General features: G+C 59.5%; 21 protein-coding genes. 10 read left to right on the top strand and 11 right to left on the bottom strand.

What is annotated here, in order from left to right; genetic code table 11:
* The first annotated feature begins 2 nt into the window (after positions 1-2).
* On the top strand, positions 3-1,268 hold the full coding sequence (gene glyA, locus AB3226_RS13700) for a serine hydroxymethyltransferase (protein ID WP_367373430.1): 1,266 nt from the start codon (positions 3-5) through the stop codon (positions 1,266-1,268).
* 99 nt (positions 1,269-1,367) lie between these two features.
* Here glyA and AB3226_RS13695 read toward each other — a convergent pair whose 3' ends face one another.
* Positions 1,368-2,861, bottom strand: a complete 1,494-nt coding sequence (locus AB3226_RS13695; protein WP_367373429.1) for a YifB family Mg chelatase-like AAA ATPase — start codon at positions 2,859-2,861, stop codon at positions 1,368-1,370.
* Between the two features lie 179 nt (positions 2,862-3,040).
* Positions 3,041-3,211 (bottom strand): hypothetical protein, encoded by a 171-nt coding sequence (locus AB3226_RS13690; RefSeq protein ID WP_201061277.1) that lies wholly within the window; start codon positions 3,209-3,211, stop codon positions 3,041-3,043.
* A 244-nt stretch (positions 3,212-3,455) separates the two neighbouring features.
* On the opposite strand from AB3226_RS13690, the gene AB3226_RS13685 reads away from it, so the two are divergent.
* On the top strand, positions 3,456-3,734 hold the full coding sequence (locus AB3226_RS13685; RefSeq protein ID WP_123720244.1) for a type II toxin-antitoxin system RelE/ParE family toxin: 279 nt from the start codon (positions 3,456-3,458) through the stop codon (positions 3,732-3,734).
* Between the two features lie 8 nt (positions 3,735-3,742).
* Positions 3,743-4,048 (top strand): HigA family addiction module antitoxin, encoded by a 306-nt coding sequence (locus tag AB3226_RS13680; RefSeq protein ID WP_283184651.1) that lies wholly within the window; start codon positions 3,743-3,745, stop codon positions 4,046-4,048.
* A 53-nt stretch (positions 4,049-4,101) separates the two neighbouring features.
* On the opposite strand, the gene AB3226_RS13675 is transcribed toward AB3226_RS13680, so the two are convergent.
* Both AB3226_RS13675 and AB3226_RS13670 read right to left on the bottom strand, forming a co-directional pair.
* Positions 4,102-4,623: a Bro-N domain-containing protein gene (locus tag AB3226_RS13675; RefSeq protein WP_367373428.1), complete on the bottom strand. Its 522-nt coding sequence runs from the start codon at positions 4,621-4,623 to the stop codon at positions 4,102-4,104.
* 418 nt (positions 4,624-5,041) lie between these two features.
* Positions 5,042-5,302 (bottom strand): accessory factor UbiK family protein, encoded by a 261-nt coding sequence (locus tag AB3226_RS13670; protein ID WP_283189406.1) that lies wholly within the window; start codon positions 5,300-5,302, stop codon positions 5,042-5,044.
* A gap of 416 nt (positions 5,303-5,718) precedes the next feature.
* Between AB3226_RS13670 and glnK the strand changes: the two genes are divergently transcribed.
* From glnK to sutA, 4 genes are all read left to right on the top strand, one after another.
* Positions 5,719-6,057 carry a P-II family nitrogen regulator gene (gene glnK, locus AB3226_RS13665; RefSeq protein ID WP_002555808.1) on the top strand — a complete coding sequence of 113 codons (339 nt, stop codon included), beginning with the start codon at positions 5,719-5,721 and terminating at the stop codon, positions 6,055-6,057.
* Positions 6,058-6,092: 35 nt separating this feature from the next.
* Complete coding sequence (locus AB3226_RS13660; RefSeq protein ID WP_367373427.1) at positions 6,093-7,430, top strand: ammonium transporter; 1,338 nt, start codon at positions 6,093-6,095, stop codon at positions 7,428-7,430.
* A gap of 214 nt (positions 7,431-7,644) precedes the next feature.
* Positions 7,645-8,070 (top strand): secondary thiamine-phosphate synthase enzyme YjbQ, encoded by a 426-nt coding sequence (locus AB3226_RS13655; protein ID WP_007989493.1) that lies wholly within the window; start codon positions 7,645-7,647, stop codon positions 8,068-8,070.
* A 104-nt stretch (positions 8,071-8,174) separates the two neighbouring features.
* Entirely contained in the window at positions 8,175-8,498 is a 324-nt protein-coding gene (gene sutA, locus AB3226_RS13650; protein ID WP_030129119.1) for a transcriptional regulator SutA, read from the top strand.
* Between the two features lie 199 nt (positions 8,499-8,697).
* On the opposite strand, the gene AB3226_RS13645 is transcribed toward sutA, so the two are convergent.
* The 6 genes from AB3226_RS13645 to AB3226_RS13620 are packed head-to-tail and all read right to left on the bottom strand — an operon-like array spanning position 8,698 to position 13,305.
* Positions 8,698-9,405, bottom strand: coding sequence for an HAD family hydrolase (locus AB3226_RS13645; protein ID WP_367373426.1), 708 nt, complete (start codon positions 9,403-9,405; stop codon positions 8,698-8,700).
* Complete coding sequence (gene xerC / locus AB3226_RS13640; protein ID WP_367373425.1) at positions 9,402-10,301, bottom strand: tyrosine recombinase XerC; 900 nt, start codon at positions 10,299-10,301, stop codon at positions 9,402-9,404. The genes AB3226_RS13645 and xerC overlap by 4 nt, the downstream gene beginning before the upstream one ends.
* 2 nt (positions 10,302-10,303) lie before the next feature.
* Positions 10,304-11,029 carry a DUF484 family protein gene (locus AB3226_RS13635; protein WP_367373424.1) on the bottom strand — a complete coding sequence of 242 codons (726 nt, stop codon included), beginning with the start codon at positions 11,027-11,029 and terminating at the stop codon, positions 10,304-10,306.
* 13 nt (positions 11,030-11,042) lie between these two features.
* Complete coding sequence (dapF, locus tag AB3226_RS13630) at positions 11,043-11,873, bottom strand: diaminopimelate epimerase (protein ID WP_367373423.1); 831 nt, start codon at positions 11,871-11,873, stop codon at positions 11,043-11,045.
* A 4-nt stretch (positions 11,874-11,877) separates the two neighbouring features.
* Positions 11,878-13,125 carry a diaminopimelate decarboxylase gene (gene lysA / locus AB3226_RS13625; protein WP_367373422.1) on the bottom strand — a complete coding sequence of 416 codons (1,248 nt, stop codon included), beginning with the start codon at positions 13,123-13,125 and terminating at the stop codon, positions 11,878-11,880.
* Positions 13,126-13,134: 9 nt separating this feature from the next.
* Positions 13,135-13,305 (bottom strand): LPS translocon maturation chaperone LptM, encoded by a 171-nt coding sequence (locus AB3226_RS13620; protein WP_074871901.1) that lies wholly within the window; start codon positions 13,303-13,305, stop codon positions 13,135-13,137.
* Between the two features lie 307 nt (positions 13,306-13,612).
* On the opposite strand from AB3226_RS13620, the gene cyaY reads away from it, so the two are divergent.
* From cyaY to rnk, 3 genes are all read left to right on the top strand, one after another.
* Positions 13,613-13,945, top strand: a complete 333-nt coding sequence (cyaY, locus tag AB3226_RS13615; RefSeq protein WP_305447385.1) for an iron donor protein CyaY — start codon at positions 13,613-13,615, stop codon at positions 13,943-13,945.
* A 4-nt stretch (positions 13,946-13,949) separates the two neighbouring features.
* Positions 13,950-14,168, top strand: a complete 219-nt coding sequence (locus AB3226_RS13610; protein WP_367373421.1) for a DUF1289 domain-containing protein — start codon at positions 13,950-13,952, stop codon at positions 14,166-14,168.
* Positions 14,169-14,447: 279 nt separating this feature from the next.
* Complete coding sequence (gene rnk / locus AB3226_RS13605) at positions 14,448-14,858, top strand: nucleoside diphosphate kinase regulator (protein ID WP_367373420.1); 411 nt, start codon at positions 14,448-14,450, stop codon at positions 14,856-14,858.
* 6 nt (positions 14,859-14,864) lie between these two features.
* Here rnk and AB3226_RS13600 read toward each other — a convergent pair whose 3' ends face one another.
* Positions 14,865-17,711 (bottom strand): class I adenylate cyclase, encoded by a 2,847-nt coding sequence (locus AB3226_RS13600; RefSeq protein ID WP_367373419.1) that lies wholly within the window; start codon positions 17,709-17,711, stop codon positions 14,865-14,867.
* Positions 17,712-17,769 lie beyond the last annotated feature (58 nt).

Below are 17,769 nucleotides of genomic sequence, written 5' to 3'. Positions count from 1 at the left end.
ATATGTACGACACAACACTGACCCTTAAAGCATTCGACGCCGAGCTGTGTGAGGCGATTCATAACGAAGAACATCGTCAGGAAGACCACGTCGAACTGATCGCTTCCGAAAATTACGCCAGCCCTCTGGTGATGAAAATCCAGAGCACCGTGCTCACCAACAAATACGCCGAAGGCTATCCAGGCAAGCGCTACTACAGCGGCTGTGAGTATGTCGATGTGGCCGAGCGCCTGGCCATCGAGCGGGTCAAGGCCCTGTTCAACTGTGACTACGCCAATGTGCAGCCACATGCGGGTGCACAGGCGAACGCCGCGGTATTCCTGGCTTTGATCAATCCCGGCGACACGGTGATGGGCATGAACCTGGCTCAGGGTGGGCACCTGACCCATGGCAACCCTTCAAATTTCTCGGGCCGTCATTACAAGATCGTTCCTTATGGCCTTGACCCGCAGACGGGCTTTCTCGACTACGACGAGATGGAACGTATCGCCCTGGAAACCCGGCCGAAGATGCTGATCGGTGGTTTTTCTGCCTACTCCCGGTACAAAGACTGGGCGCGCATGCGGGCCATTGCCGACAAGGTCGGCGCCATTTTCTGGGTCGATATGGCCCACGTCGCCGGGTTGGTCGCCGCGGGAGAATACCCGGACCCATTGCCGCACGCCCATGTGGTCACCAGCACTACGCACAAGACCCTGCGGGGCCCAAGGGGTGGCTTGATTTTGTCCAAGGGGCAAGATGAAGCATTCTACAAAAAGCTCGATTCTGCGGTATTCCCGGGTGTCCAGGGCGGCCCATTGATGCACCAGATCGCCGCCAAGGCCGTCGCTTTCAAGGAAGCACTGAGGCCCGAGTTCAAAACCTATCAGGCGCAGGTGGTGATCAACGCCCGGGCCATGGCGGCCGTGCTGCAAGAGCGGGGTTACAAAATCGTCTCCGGTGGCACCGATAACCACATGATGCTAATCGACCTGTCCGACAGGCCTTATACCGGTAAGGAAGCCGATGCGGCCCTGAGCAATGCCTACATCACCGCCAACAAGAACTCGGTGCCCAACGACCCGCGCTCACCGTTCGTGACCTCCGGGCTGCGCATCGGTACCCCGGCCATCACCACCCGTGGTTTCGGCGTGATCGAATGTGAACAATTGGCGGGCTGGTTGTGCGACGTACTGGACGCCCTGGAAAATGGCAACAGCGAGAAGGTCGGGCATCACGTGCGTGAGCAGGTGGTGGCGCTCTGCCGCCGTCATCCTGTCTATCGTTAACCCTTTTGCTCCGGGCTATTACCCGGCTGATGTCATCATTGGGCGAAAAACCAGACGCTTGGGACGAACGGGTGCATCCGGTGCCAACCTGTTGCGTCTCTAGCTGGGTGCTGATGGCCGATATTGCAGTGCTTCGGCGACGTGGCTGCGACCGATAGCGTCTACTTGTTCCAGATCCGCCAGGGTACGGGCGACTTTCAGTAGGCGGTGAGCGGCACGAAGCGAAAGGGTCAGTCGCTCGCAGGCGCTTTCCAGCCAGCCTTCATCGGCTTTGGATAACGCGCAATGCTGGCGTAGCCCTGGCAGGTCGAGAAAGGCGTTGGCGCAGCCTTGACGCTGTTGCTGGCGCTCCCGGGCCTGGGCGACCAGGGCAGAAGCGCTGGCCGTGTCGTCACCGGTTTTGATCGGGTTCAACGCCGTGCTTTCCCGGGCTACGGTTAGATGCAGATCGATGCGGTCCAGCAGCGGCCCCGACAGTTTGTTGCGATAGCGCTGAACCATGTCCGGCGTACAGGAACAGCGGCCACTCGGCTCGCCAAGATATCCACAGGGGCAGGGATTCATCGCGGCGACCAGTTGAAAGCGCGCCGGGAAGCGTACGCGGTCCTTGGCGCGGGAAATCACGATGTGGCCGGATTCCAGTGGCTCTCTCAATACCTCCAGCACCTTGCGGTCGAATTCCGGGAGTTCATCGAGGAACAGCACACCATGGTGGGCGAGGGTGATTTCGCCGGGTTGCGGTTTAGAGCCGCCGCCCACCAGTGCCGGGCCTGAAGCGGAATGGTGTGGCTGTCGGAAGGGGCGCTGTGGCCAATGGCTCAGTGGCACACAACTGGCGACGGATTGAATCGCTGCGACTTCCAGTGCTTCGCTCTCGGACAATGGTGGTAACAGCCCCGGCAGACGACTCGCCAACAACGTTTTTCCCGTGCCGGGTGGACCACTAAACAGCAGGTTATGACCTCCCGCGGCCGCAATCAGCAACGCGCGCTTGGCCGCGAGTTGCCCCTGCACTTCATTCAAATCGGGGTAGGGTTTGTTGGCGTAGAGCAAACCATTGGAAGCATAGGGCGCGATAGGCGTGTGGCCATTGAAATGTGCGACGGCTTCCAGCAAATGATCCACCGCAATCACTTTCAGCCCTGAAGCCAGGCAGGCCTCCTCGGCATTCGCTCGCGGCACCACCAGTGTGCGTCCGGCCTTGCGCGCTGCCAGCGCAGCGGGCAACACACCCCGAACTGCCCGCACCGCGCCCGACAGTGCCAACTCCCCAAGACACTCCACATCATCCAGCGTCAATGTTGGGACCTGCACGCTGGCCGACAGAATCCCCAGGGCAATCGCCAGATCGAACCGTCCGCCGTCCTTCGGTAAATCGGCCGGGGCGAGATTCAAGGTGATACGCCGCGCCGGAAATTGCAGACCTGAATTGATGATCGCGCTGCGTACCCGGTCCTTGCTTTCCTTCACGGCCGCTTCAGGTAGCCCAACCATGGTCAGCGATGGCAAGCCGTTGGCCAGATGGACTTCTACGGTGACGGCGGGCGCTTCCACGCCGACCTGGGCGCGGCTGTGGACGATGGAGAGGGACATGGTCGTTCCTTGAGCTGACAGAGAACCGCGTCCTGCGGTTTTTTGAAGGGTAGTTGGCGGAGGAAGTTCTGGTGGGGTGGTTTAGGCGACAAACTTTCACTGGATGTTGCAAGTACGAAGCAGGCCAATCGCGAGGCACAAAAAAACCGCCACTCGGGCGGTTTCTTCGGGGAGCCTAGTCAGGCTCGTGCACCTGCAAGCAAGCCATCAGGTTCAAGTTCTTTGCCATATGTTGCCGCCACTTTAAAAAAGCGATGTTGGCTGGCAGAAACGTTTCCGGCTAAACGGAGCGCCTCGGCATGATACTCAGCAATCATTAACGGCTTCGCTTTTTGCTTTTTGCGTTTCATAGACACCTCGCGTGCCTGGATGAGTGTTCGAGTCAATCAGCTTAAGAGATGTGCTTACTTGTGAGGCAATGGGAATTGGAGGTTTTTTTTGTAGGACTCAGCTTGGTTTTGAAGACCTTCTGAAGGGCGCAGGTAGTCCTTTTCCTAGATTTTTGAAGGGAGGCCAAAAGTCAAAACAGCACGTTTGCATTTGTGAATTCAGGTTATACACTCAAGATTAATGCATAACGTTAAGCTTTAAATTGTGATCGTTAGCTTTAAGTGTTCTGAGACCAAGTACCTGTTTCGCAGCGGAAGAACCCGTGTGTGGTCAGCCATTTTGAATGTCGCGGAACGAAAGCTGACGATGCTTGATGCCGCAGCTGTGTTAATAGATCTCCGATCACCGCCGGGCAATCGTCTGGAAGCGCTCGAGGGTAGTCGCAAAGGGCAGCACAGCATCCGTATCAACGCCCAATGGCGAATTTGCTTTATCTGGAGTCCTAACGGACCGGAGAATGTCGAAATCGTCGATTATCACTGAGGTGAGTAATGACTAAGAATGGTATGCGCCCGGTTCATCCCGGCGAGATCCTCAAAGAGGAATACCTGGAGCCTCTGAACCTTACGGCTGCTGCTTTGGCCAGAGCATTGAGCGTATCGACACCGACGGTGAACGACATCGTGCTTCAGCGTAGGGGCGTCAGTGCAGACATGGCGCTCAGGCTTTCCATCTGCCTGGATACGACCCCAGAATTTTGGCTGAACCTGCAATCGACATACGATTTGCGCAAAGCCGAGATTGAACGGGGTGCCGTGATTCGAGATCAGGTTGAGCGTCTTCCTCACTGCGCCTGATCTTTCGTATTAATTGAACCCCACGTTAAAAGCGTGGGGTTCTTTTTTGGGGATCAGAATGCTTGGAGCACCTTCGATACTCGCTTCCACCAAGGTTCGTTGACGGCGCTTCGTGGTCGATCCTGGTCCGGCAACATCTGCGGAACATCCTGCAACCGAATCCACGGCTGGTTATTCCAGTGCAGCAAACTCAACGACATCTCCGGCCAATTCAGCAGGCTCAGAATCGGGCGCTCTGTTGAGGTGGGTTGCTGGGCGTCTCTGAGGGCTGGCACTACGTCATGGGTCAGCCATTCGCGCAGGCCTCGGTATTCGGGGCAATAGTGGTAGACCAGTAATGCGTAGACGCCGGATTCGCTGATTAGCAGGGTGTTTTCGACGGTACCGTGGATGAGTGTCTGCAGATTCTGGTGTTGGTCGGGATCGAGTTTGCGTAGTGCTCGTTCGTCGAGGAAGAGGCGGAGCAGTCGGCCGAGGTCACGTGCGCTGAACCAGGGTTGGTTTTCTAGCAGGAGTGCGTGGAGGTGAAGTTTGTGGCGGGTGAAGGTGTGGGGGATTAGATAGTTTTCGTCCATGGTGCAGTTCTCGGGATCAAATGAAGAAAACTGCCTCTGATCGTCGCCAAACGAAAAGGGTGGCAGCCATGCGCGGGTTGGCGAACCGGTGACGCCCGAAAACCGGCAGACCCGAAGGTCTCCCACGCATAGCCGCCATAATTCGAGATGGGAACAAATTCCTCGGTCGAATGTGGTCGCGGTGCGTCGGGGTCTTCCGGGTCGCCAAACCCAGTGCTGAATATTCAGCATTGGGTGAGCTTAGGAACCGGAGCTTTGCGACGCAATCGGACGGCGGATGAGAACTTTGTAGGACGTTGCCGAGATGTTTGCGGGGCTTAAGATCAAAAGATCGCAGCCTTCGGCAGCTCCTACAGGTGGGCTGGAAGGTCGTTCCGACCTTATCGCGGGCAAGCCCGCTCCCACAGGGATTGCGGTGTTATTCGGCTGGTGGATTGAGCTTCGCTTCCATCTCAGCCACTTTCGCCTCAAGGCTCTCCAACCGTGCCCGGGTCCGTGCCAGTACGACCATCTGGCTATCGAATTCTTCCCGGCTCACCAGGTCCAGCTTGCTGAAGCCGCTCTGCAACAAAGCCTTGAACTGGCTTTCGATTTCGCTTTTTGGCAGTGGAGTATCGCCGCTGAAGAGGCGGGAGGCGGTGCCGCTCAGGGCGTCGAGAAAGTCTTTGGGCGCAAGCATGGGAAATGTCCTGTCAACAATGGCGGGCAGTGTATCACGCAGTGTCTATAGTCAATCTCGGCGACTGCGATGCACGCTTTTCGCGCATGTGAGTGGGCGGCCGCGCACTGTTGTTGTGCGTAACCGTCGCGTCAATTGGGCGAAAGGGTCTTCGGCAGCGGCCAAGCACTTGAAATCAATGGGTTTTGGATAGATGGCAAGCTTTCTGCTTAGTCGCTGGTGACCCATGCACTGATGCAGTCGCTGTGACGAATGCAGTGCGCCAAGCGGAACGGGGGAAGTTTCGTGCGGAGTGGTTCGCTGGCGTCGGACGGGCAGGTAAGGCCGACGATGCGTTACAAAGCCAGGCACTGCGCTTAGACTTGAGTCGGGTTTGTTTTCCTGGGGCAAGTCCACCAATTCGGGAGAGAGTTTTCATGAAGCTAGTCACTGCCATCATCAAGCCGTTCAAACTGGACGACGTACGCGAGTCGCTGTCCGAGATCGGCGTGCAGGGCATTACCGTTACTGAGGTCAAAGGCTTCGGTCGGCAGAAGGGTCACACCGAGCTGTATCGCGGCGCGGAATACGTGGTCGATTTCCTGCCCAAGGTGAAGATCGATGTCGCCATTGACGACAAGGATCTGGACCGGGTTATCGAGGCGATAACCAAGGCCGCCAATACCGGCAAGATCGGTGACGGCAAGATCTTCGTGGTCAATCTGGAACAGGCGATTCGCATCCGTACCGGCGAAACCGATACCGACGCAATCTAAGCCGCCACAAACCCAACGCCCCAGGAGAAAACAAAATGACTCTGCGTAAATTCGCAGGGCTAGGAGCCCTGTTGTCCCTCGTAATGCCCGGCCTGGCCATGGCGGCAGACGAAGTGGCGGCCCCAGTCCTCAATTCCGGCGATACCGCCTGGATGATGACCTCGACAGCCCTTGTGCTGTTCATGACCATTCCCGGCCTCGCGCTGTTCTACGGCGGCATGGTTCGTTCGAAAAACATTCTTTCCGTGATGATGCAGTGTTTCGCCATTACCGGTCTGATCAGCATTCTGTGGGTCATTTATGGCTACAGCATTGCGTTCGACACCACCGGCATGGAGCAGGGCGTCGTCAACTTCAACTCGTTCTTCGGCGGCATGGGCAAGGCTTTCCTCGCCGGTGTCACGCCATCGAGCCTGACCGGTCCCGCGGCGCTGTTCCCTGAGGCGGTGTTCATCACCTTCCAGATGACCTTCGCCATCATCACCCCTGCGCTGATCGTCGGTGCCTTCGCCGAGCGGATGAAGTTCTCCGCCATGCTGATCTTCATGGGCATCTGGTTCACCCTGGTTTACGCACCGATTGCGCACATGGTCTGGTCCGGCAACGGCGGCCTGATGTGGGACTGGGGCGTACTCGACTTCGCCGGCGGCACCGTGGTGCACATCAACGCCGGTGTGGCCGGTCTGATTTGCTGCCTGGTACTGGGCAAGCGCAAAGGTTTCCCGACCACCCCGATGGCTCCGCATAACCTCGGCTACACCCTGATGGGCGCCGCGATGCTGTGGTTTGGCTGGTTCGGCTTCAACGCCGGTTCCGCTGCCGCCGCCAATGGCACTGCCGGCATGGCAATGCTGGTCACCCAGATCGCCACTGCCGCTGCGGCACTGGGCTGGATGTTTGCCGAGTGGATCACCCACGGCAAACCAAGCGCGCTGGGTATCGCTTCGGGTGTGGTGGCCGGTCTGGTTGCAATCACTCCAGCGGCAGGCACCGTGGGCCCGATGGGCGCTCTGGTGATCGGTCTGGCGGCGGGCGTGGTGTGCTTCTTCTGCGCCACCACCCTGAAACGCAAACTCGGTTATGACGATTCCCTGGATGCCTTCGGCGTGCACGGTATCGGCGGTATCCTCGGCGCGATCCTGACCGGTGTGTTTGCTGCGCCATCGCTGGGCGGTTTCGGCACCGTTACCGACATCGCTGCTCAAGTCTGGATTCAGTGCAAAGGCGTGGGCTTCACGGTGATCTACACCGCGATCGTTACCTTTATCATTCTCAAGGTCCTGGACGCCGTCATGGGTCTGCGTGTCACTGATGAAGAAGAGGCGGTCGGCATCGATCTGGCGCTTCACAACGAACGCGGCTACAACTTGTAAGCACGCGCATGAAAAATTTGCCCGGCTTGCCGGGCATTTTTTTGTCTGGGATTTGTCTTGGAAGGAGGAGCTGAAAGGTTTTTTCATACACGTTCAGTCGCGTTTACGACGAGCGTTTTTCTACGGCCAAAGGCTTACATGATTGAAGGAATATTAGGGCCTTTGTTTTTTCACAGAGCGCGCTAGAATGCGCCCCGAACGTGCGGAGAACTGTATGTGGCAACAGACTCTGATTACCCTGCGGGCACGGCCCCGGGGCTTTCATCTGGTAACGGATGAATTACTCGCCGGCTTGCCTGAACTCAAGGCGTGTCGGGTCGGTCTGTTGCATTTGTGGCTACAACATACCTCGGCGTCGTTGACCATCAACGAGAACGCCGATCCGGCGGTACGTCGCGACTTCGAACGATTTTTCAATCGTCTGATCCCACAAGGAACAGACGGTTATGAGCATAACGACGAAGGCCTGGACGACCTCCCGGCGCACTTCAAGGCCAGCGTACTTGGCTGTCAGCTCAGTTTGCCGATCTCGGCAGGCCGACTGGCGTTAGGGACCTGGCAAGGTGTTTATCTGGGCGAGCACCGTGATCATGGCGGTGCCCGTAAAGTCCTCGCCACCGTGCACGGTGAAGGGGCATGAAAACCGCTGGTTGCCAGCGGTGGTTGATTTTTTTCCGGCTGCCGTCGACAGACGGCAAAGCTGGGCTATAACTAATCTGCTTTTCGCAAGTCATGAGGTAGAACATGAGCGACGATGATCTGGAAAACGACGACCTCGAAGTAGGCGACGAAGACGAAACCGAAGAAGGCCTTGAAGCAGCGGCAGAAGACGTTGCTGAAGATGACGGCGGTGATACGCCCGTTCCGACTGCCAAAGGCAAGGCCAAGGCTGCGGTATCGGTCGATGAGCTGCCGAGCGTCGAAGCCAAGAACAAGGAACGCGACGCCCTGGCCAAGGCCATGGAAGAGTTTCTGGCACGGGGCGGCAAGGTGCAGGAAGTGGAGGCCAATGTGGTCGCCGATCCTCCCAAAAAGCCTGATAACAAGTACGGCAGCCGGCCTATCTAAGCGCCTGCTTCTTGCTTGCTGAAAAAGCCCGCCGTCGCTGCGGGCTTTTTCATGGGTGCAGAAATTCAAAATTCGCGCTGATCCCTGTGGGAGCGAGCTTGCCCGCGATGAGGCCGTCACATTCAAAATTTATATTGGATGAAACACCGCTATCGCGGGCAAGTCGAATCGTCGCACCGCCGCTCCCACAGGTTATGTATCAGGCGGAAGCCGAATTCCACCGCGCCAACAACCCCGGCAATTCGGTCAGGCTACGAATCTCGGCATCCGGCGCCTTCTCGGCTTCCCACACTTTGCCCGCCGGGTTAAACCAGATTGCCCGCAACCCCGCCTGCTGGGCGCCGGCAATGTCGTCGCCGGGGTGGTCGCCGATATGCACCGCTGTTTCGGCGGTCGCGCCGCCCCGCTGCAGCGCTTCATGAAACAGTCGCGCATCGGGCTTGGCAATGCCGATGTCTTCGGCGCACAACGCAAACTTGAAATAATCCGCCAGCCCCAATCGACGCACATCGGCATTGCCGTTGGTCACCACGCCAAGCGCATAGTGATTGGCCAGAATTTCCAGGGTCGGTTGTACCTCCGGGAAGATCTCCAACTGATGCCGTGCATGCAGAAACACTTCGAAACCCTGATCGGCCAGGTCGGATGCTTCGGTATGTCCATAACCGGATTCTTCAAGTGCATGGAACAGCACCCGCCGACGCAGGGCACTGATGCGGTGCTTGAGGCCCGGTTCGTTGCTCAGCACTCGCTCACGAATCGACCACAGATGTTCCACCGGCACCGCGCCCAGGTTCGGTGCATGCTCGGTCAGCCATTCACGCAATACGACTTCGGCGCTGGCGATCACTGGGGCGGTGTCCCACAGGGTGTCGTCGAGGTCGAAGGTGATCAATTGGAGGGTCATGAATCATCGCCTTTAATGCGTTTGGCCCGTGGATGGGCACTGTCGTAGACGGTCGCCAGGTGCTGGAAGTCCAGGTGGGTGTAGATCTGGGTGGTCTTGATGTCCGAGTGGCCTAGCAGTTCCTGCACCGCCCGCAAGTCCTGAGAGGACTCCAGCAAATGGCTGGCGAAGGAGTGTCGCAACATGTGCGGGTGCAGGTTCTGTCCCAGTTCGCGCTCGCCGGCGGCCTTGACCCGCACCTGAATCGCCCGAGGGCCGAGGCGCCGGCCTTGCTGGCTGACAAACACCGCATCGTCCGCCGGGTTGGTCATGGCTCGCAATGGCAGCCATAACTCCATTGCTTCGCGAGCCTTTTTGCCCACTGGCAACAGCCGGGTCTTGCTGCCCTTGCCGAGCACCTGGACCATACCGTCAGCCAGGTCCAGCTGATCAAGGTTGAGCCCGGTCAGTTCGGAGAGGCGCAGGCCAGAGGAATAGAACAGTTCCAGAATCGCCTGATCCCGACGCGCGAGAAAATCATCCTCCACCGCGCCCTCAAGCAGTTGCAGCGCGCGGTCGGTGTCGAGGGTTTTCGGCAGGCGACGTTCGCCCTTGGGCGGTGCCAGGCCATTGGCCGGGTCGTGATCGCACAGACCTTCGCGGTTCAGATAGTGATAGAGCCCGCGCACTGCCGACAGCAATCGCGCCAGGCTACGGGACGATTGACCTTGGGAATGCAGGCGAGCGATCAGGCTGCGCAGGCGCTGGATGTCCAGCGCGGCCCAGTTGTCGATGTTCTGTTTGACGCACCAGCCCAGCACTTTGTCGAGGTCGCGGCGGTAGGCGTACAGCGTGTGCGGCGACACCTGCCGCTCACTGCGCAGGTGTTCGCAGTAAGCGTCCAGTTGTCGTTCCATGGTCAGCGTACCGAGCGCAGGGAGTTGTTGACCCGTGGCAGCACGCGGCCCATGACTTCGGCGATGTAACTCAGGAACAGCGTACCCACCGAGCTCTTGTAGTGCTGCGGATCACGGCTGGCGATGGCCAGAACGCCGTGGATGCCCTGATAGCTGATGGCGACGACGGCGGTGGAGCCGATCTGCTTGCGCTGTTCTTCGCCGAACAGGAAGTCCAGTTCGTGTTCGCGCAGGCTGCCGCTGACGCTTTTGTCTTCCGAGAGCAAACCGCCGATGGCCGTTTGCGCGTCGGCATGCGTCACCCAGCGACCTACCGGCATCGGGTTGTCGCCCAGCAGGATCAGGCTGACAAAGGGCACCTGGAAGTCCTGGCGCAGGCTGTCTTCAACGCTGATCACCACATCTTCCAGGCTGGTGGCGTCCATCAGCGCGAGAATCAGGCGGCGGGTCTTGTCGAAGAGGCGGTCGTTGTCGCGGGCCACGTCCATCAAATGCGAGAGGCGATGACGCAGCTCGATGTTGCGGTCGCGCAGAATCGTCATCTGGCGTTCGACCAGCGAAATGGTGTCACCGCGCTGGTGCGGAATGCGCAGCGCCGGGAGCAGTTCTTCGTGCTCGATGAAGAAATCCGGATGAGCCTCCAGGTACGCGGCAATCGCCGCCGCCTCAAGGCTTTCGGAAGGGGATTCGTCGGGCTGTAGGGCGGGAACCTGGGGCTTGTCGGTCATGGATTTCGCTCTCTCAAAGACGCACTTGTCCTTCGTATACGCGCACTGCCGGGCCGGTCATCATGACCGGTTGGCCTGGGCCTGCCCATTCAATGGACAGACGCCCGCCGGGCAGGTCGATCAATAGCGGCGAATCCATCCACCCCTGGCTGATCGCGGCCACTGCGGCAGCACAGGCGCCGGTTCCGCACGCCTGGGTTTCCCCGGCCCCGCGTTCCCAGACGCGCAACTGCGCGCGGCTCCGGTCGATGACCTGGAGAAAACCGACATTGACCCGCGCCGGGAAGCGCGGGTGATGTTCGATTTTCGGTCCCAGTTCATGCACCGGTGCGTTGTTGATGTCGCTGACCCGCAACACGGCATGGGGGTTGCCCATGGACACCGCGGCCAGTTCGACCGTGGTGCCGTCGACGTCGACTTGATAGCTCAGGGCCTGGCTCGGGGCTTGGAACGGAATCTCGGCCGGCACCAGACGCGGAGCGCCCATGTTGACGCTGATCTGACCATCGTTGCGGATGTCCAGTTCGATGATGCCGCTTTTGGTCTCGACGCGAATCAGCCGCTTGGCGGTCAGGCGCTTGTCGAGCACGAAGCGGGCGAAACAGCGCGCACCGTTGCCGCACTGTTCCACTTCGGAGCCGTCGGAATTGAAGATCCGATAGCGGAAATCCACGTCCGGGTTGCTCGGCGCTTCGACGATCAGCAACTGGTCGAAACCGATCCCCGTGTGCCGATCGCCCCAAAGCTTTGCGTGTTTTGGCAGGATGTGCGCGTGCTGGCTGACCAGGTCGAGGACCATGAAGTCGTTGCCCAGGCCGTGCATCTTGGTAAAACGCAGCAGCATGGTTTTACTCCGGCAGCAGGCTTTCGCCAGCAAACAACTCGGCTACCGTCTCACGGCGACGCACTTCACATGCCTGATCACCGTCCACCAACACTTCAGCGGCACGGCCACGGGTGTTGTAGTTGGAACTCATGACAAACCCATAGGCACCGGCCGAATGCACGGCCAACAGATCGCCTTCTTCCAGGGCCAGTTGACGATCCTTGGCCAGGAAGTCGCCGGTTTCGCAGATCGGGCCGACGATGTCGTAGGCGCGAGCGGCGCTGTTGCGCGGGCGCACGGCGGTGACGTCCATCCAGGCTTGATACAGCGCCGGGCGGATCAGATCGTTCATGGCCGCGTCGACGATGGCGAAGTCTTTGTGCTCGGTGTGCTTGAGGTACTCGACCTGGGTCAGCAGTACGCCGGCGTTGGCGACGATGAAACGGCCCGGCTCGAACACCAGCGCCAGGTCACGACCGTCGAGACGCTCGCGCACGGCTTTGATGTAGTCGGCAGCCAATGGCGGCTCTTCATCGCGATAACGCACGCCCAAACCACCACCGAGATCGATGTGGCGCAGGTAGATGCCGCAATCGCCGAGGCGGTCGACCAGGCCCAGCAGGCGGTCGAGGGCGTCAATGAATGGCGGCAGGGTAGTCAGTTGCGAACCGATGTGGCAATCGACGCCGACCACTTCCAGGTTAGGCAGTTGCGCGGCACGGATGTACACGTCTTCGGCGTCGGCGATGGCGATGCCGAACTTGTTTTCCTTGAGACCGGTGGAGATGTACGGATGAGTGCCGGCATCGACGTCCGGGTTCACGCGCAACGAGATCGGCGCACGAACGCCCAGCTCGGCAGCCACCACTTGCAGGCGTTCCAGCTCATCGGTGGATTCGACGTTGAAACAATGCACGCCGACTTCCAGCGCCCGACGCATGTCGTCACGGGTCTTGCCGACACCGGAGAACACGATCTTGTCAGCCGTACCGCCAGCGGCCAGTACGCGTTCCAGCTCGCCACGGGAAACGATGTCGAAACCGGCGCCCAAACGCGCCAGGACATTCAGCACGCCCAGGTTTGAGTTGGCCTTGACCGCAAAGCAGACCAGGTGCGGCATGCCGGTCAGCGCATCGGCGTAAGCCAGGTACTGGGCTTCGATGTGGGCACGGGAGTAGACGTAAGTCGGAGTACCAAAGCGTTCGGCGATGGCGGACAGGGCAACCCCTTCCGCGAACAGCTCACCGTCACGGTAGTTAAAAGCGTCCATAGCGTTCCCTTAGTAGACGTCGTGCTTGTGTGCTTTCGACGGAGTCTGCTGCGACGATTTGGCTTGCTCTGCAGGATCCTGATTTTCATCAGGCAGGTACAGCGGGCCTTTTTGACCACAGGCCGATACAAGGCAGGCGACCGCGACGAGCGCAGCAAGGGAAGAGATCAGGCGCTTCATGGCGAAATCCTTGAAAATGCGTTAATTGCGCCGGAGTATACCGGCCACCCGGCAGCTTGCCTATGCGACGCGGCTCCCGTCCGGCGGGGCTTGGCCGGATGTGCGTCGGTTTAATGCAATCCCTGTGGGAGCGGGCTTGCCCGCGAAGGCGTTGGTTCAGTCAACAAAGATATTGAATGTGCTGACCCCTTCGCGGGCAAGCCCGCTCCCACAGATCGGCGCGGAGTGGTTATCCTTTGCAATCACCGGGGCTCGCCCGTATCTTGCGGCGCTTGAGCGTGAGTAGACACTTTTTGAGGTTCCCGCAATGAGTTTGACTGAAGCCCGTTTCCACGATCTGGTCGATGCCACCCAGCAGACGCTGGAGGATATTTTCGACGAGAGTGGCCTGGATATAGATCTGGAGAGCTCGGCTGGTGTGCTCACCGTCAAGTTCGAAAACGGCAGCCAATTGATCTTCAGTCGTCAGGAACCGCTGCGTCAGCTGTGGCTGGCGGCGGTATCCGGCGGCTTCCACTTTGATTACGACGCAGAAAGCGAGCGCTGGATGTGTGACAAGAGTGAAGAGCAGCTCGGTGAGATGCTTGAGCGCATCGTCAAGCAGCAAGCCGACGTCGAACTCGATTTCGAAGGTCTGTGAGATCGTGACCCCGCCTGCGCCCGTCCGTCCGCCCAAGCCGCTTTACAGCAATGTCAGCCCGGCGGTGCCGTCGCCGTGCAGCGGTGTGTGTCGGCTGGATGAGCAGAAGGTGTGCCTTGGGTGTTTTCGCCATGTCGAAGATATTCGCGAATGGCGCTCGGCGGATGATGAGCGGCGGCGGGTGATCTGTGCGCAGGCTGTTCAGCGAAAATCTGCGGTCTGATCACTCTATTGGGTAACGATGCTTACTTGTGGCGAGGGAGCTTGCTCCCGCTCGGTTGCGAAGCAGCCGCAAGGTTTTTAGGGGCGCTCCGCGCCCCAGCGGGAGCAAGCTCCCTCGCCACAGTGATCAGAGCAGGGCCATGGTCGCCCCTGACTTGTATATTTATTGAGCTGTGATAGTGTCCAGAGACGCCTCAACCCATCGAGGCTCGTGAAAACCCCGCCTTTTTCTGGCGGGGTTTTGCTTTTTTCGTGCAGAAGAAAGGAGTCTGCCCTGATCATGACCGCACCTTCCATCACCCTTACCCGTCTGGACGTACAACGTCTGGAGCGCCTGATCGACAGCCTGGATGACACGCTGCCGGGCGTTATCGCGCTGCAAACCGAACTGGATCGCGCCGATACTCTGGTCGGTCACGATGAAGTGCCCGCCGATGTCGTGACCATGAATTCCCGTGTGCATTGCCGTGAAGAGAGCAGCGGCAAGGACTATCACCTGACTTTGGTTTACCCCAAGGATGCCAACGCCGACGAAGGCAAGATTTCCATCCTGGCGCCGGTCGGCAGCGCGTTGCTGGGGCTTAAGGTTGGTCAGCACATCGACTGGCCAGCACCGGGTGGCAAGACCTTGAAACTGACCCTGCTGGAAGTTGAATCGCAGCCTGCTCATGGCGGCGACTTCCCGGAATGAAACCCCTCAGACCTGCTCGAGCGCCTCGTTCAGTGCGCGTTCCAGGTCGGCCTTGTAGCGCAGATACAGCTGGCTTGAACCCTGACCATCACCGAGCAGGCCCGACAGGTCCAGGTCGGTGATGTAGCAGCGATAGCGTTCCGTCTCGCGACGCTGCGAGACGATTTCCCCCGCGACTGCGCTGAACAATTGATCGCCATGTTCCAGCTCGGAAAATTCCCGTTGATTGCAATACAAGGTGACCTGCCCCTGCCCCGGTGCGGCTTTGCCGATGATGGCCTGCACGTCATAGAACGGTTTGTTGAGCGGGGTTTGCGGTGTCGGCCGGGCTTCGACCCGACGCGCCCGCGCGGGACCTGAAGGCAACAACTGGTAATACAAAGTCTCCAGGCTCAGTGGCTGGGCGGCGTCTATCGGCAGCAAGGCATCGCGCCGGTACTGGATCGATTGCAGGAAGCGTTGCAGCGGCACCAACAGGCTCTGTTCGTCGTGATAGGGCAAACGCTGCTGCCACAAGGCATTGAACTCATCGAGCACATACAAATCGGCCTGGTGCTCATTGATCCGGTAGAACACCTGAACGCAGTCGGGTTGCCCCATGGGCAGGATCAGTGCCAGATCGTGGTCTTCCAGTGCCATCGGGTCCAGATGAAACGGGCTGTAGCTCGCCAGTTCTTCGCCGAGGTAGTCGAACAGCGCCGGCAGTGTGGCGAGGGCGACGTGATTGACCTGGCCCGGCACCAGCTCCAGCACGTGGTAGTGCTGTTGGACCTGAATCAGGTAACGATGATTGAGTTTACTCAGCAGCAGGTTCTGCGTGGTGTCGAGGATTTCTTCGACCCGCCGCGCAATGAATTGCGCGCGGTTGTGGCAGAAGCAGCGCACCCGCAGCTTGGGCTGTTGTGGCCCGTCCGGCAGGTTGTTGAGGTAATCGCGCAGGCAGTCGAGCAGGGCGTGGGGGCCGTCAAAACGGCTGACCAGCACCTCGTTCCAGCTGTTGAGCGTGACTTGGTCCAGGGTCAGCACCAGGTTTTCCCGCACGCCGGCGTAGCTCAGGGAGTCGGTGCGCTCGGTGGTCATCAGGATGTTCAGGTCGCGATGGTGCCTGAGCGGATCGACGCCGACGTTCACCAGAATCAGTATTTCGCTCGGCTCACTGGCGCGCAGCAAAGGCTCTTCGGCAACAGTGGTCAGGGGCAGGGCGATGCTTTGTTGCAGGCTGCCGAGCAGGTTGAACAATTCGAATTCGCTCAAGTCGCTGGTGCCGGGGTGCAGGGCCAGGCGGGTGCTGCTGTCGATCACGCCGTTGCGGTGGCACCAGGTGAGCAGTTCCAGTAACTGACGACTGCGCTTGATCGGCGCGAAATGCTCCCACTCATGGGTGGTCAGGCTTCCGTTGTACAAACCCCATTGGGTTTGCCCCGGTTCTTTTTTGTTCGGCGCCTGCACCAGCGTCAGAGTGTCTTCGGCCAGATCGGGGGCGATGCCCGGGTTGATGAATTCGATCTTGTCGGCCTTGCGCTCGAAGGCCGCGTACAGCCGCCGGCCCAGTACATTGAGGTCGCGCTTGTTGATCAGGCTGACGGTTTGCTCGTTGCGGGCAAACTGCGTCAGGAAGCGGTAGCTGTAATTCAGCTCGCCCACCAGGGCCCTGCGTTCGGCGCTGACCTGGCGGACTTTCCACTGGCTGCGGCTGTCGAGCAATGCGAGCTGACGCTGATCCCAATGCCATTCTTGGGCCAGGCGTTCGAGCAATGAACGCTGCCAGCTCTGAGTGCGACCGCTGCTGCCGGTGAGTTTGCGATTGACCTTCAGGTACAGCGCGCGGCGTACCAGCTCCAGCCGTTCCGGTTCGCCCCGGGCCGCGAGGTATTCCTCGATACGCCGGTAAACCACGATGTATGGATCCAGTTCGTCGAGATCCAGTCGATTGGCAAACACCGCCTGCTTGAAGCGCAGGCTCAGGCATTGGACCTTGGGGTGTTCGCTGGCGTAGACCTCGGTCAGCAGCAGTTTGAGCACTGATTTGTACGGTGACTCAATGCCTTTGAACAACTGCCAGAGCCCGGCGCCGATGAATTCCCCGGGCGGGATATACGCCAGATGCCCCAGGTCCAGGGTTTCGTCGGCACGGATAAAACGCTTGGATAACAGCGTGTGGGTATAACGGTCGTACGCCGCCTCTTCGTAAACCGGCACCAGCCACCAGATGGGTGTACGGCCGGCCAGCCAGATCGCGGTGCGGTAGAACTCGTCCAGCAGCAGATAGTGCTGGGTGGTGCCGCAGTCTTCCGAACTCAGTTGGGTATCGCGCTCGCCGAGTACGAAGCGAGCAGGGTCGATCAGGAAAAAATGCGCCTCGGCACCCTGGCTGGCGGCCCATATTTCAAGCAACTGGCATTTCTTGCGCAGCTCTGTGAGCTCGCTTTCGCTCAAGTCCGGCCCGTGACAGACCCATACGTCCATATCGCTCTGGTCGGCCTGTGCCAAGGTACCGAGGCTGCCCATCAGGAACAGGCCGTGAATCGGTCGCGGTGGATTGCTGCCGTGGCGCGGCTTATAGGAAAACGAGCGGGTCAGGCGCTGGGCTTCGGCGAGGGTATTGGCGTCAGGTTCGAAATTCGACAGCCCGGCCGGGGTGCTGCCCGAAACGTAACCCGGCAACAGCGGATGATTGACATGGAAAAACAGCGGCAGCAGGGTCAGAACCGTTTGCTGGCGGGTCGATAGCCCTTCCATGGCGCGTGCCATGCGGCCCTCGTTGAGTTTCAGAAAACGGGCGCGCAGCTGGCTGAGAACCTTGCGGTCGATTCCCTCGTCCAGATCGGGGCGGATTTCATGGGTGCGGGTCATGTCAGCTCAATCCGGCTCGCGGGGCTCGGACGTGGAGGGCTCGGGATGAGGGGCAGTT

This window comes from Pseudomonas lini, from assembly GCF_964063345.1.
Taxonomy (GTDB): domain Bacteria; phylum Pseudomonadota; class Gammaproteobacteria; order Pseudomonadales; family Pseudomonadaceae; genus Aquipseudomonas; species Aquipseudomonas lini_B.
This window is presented reverse-complemented; position numbering and strand designations above follow the sequence as displayed.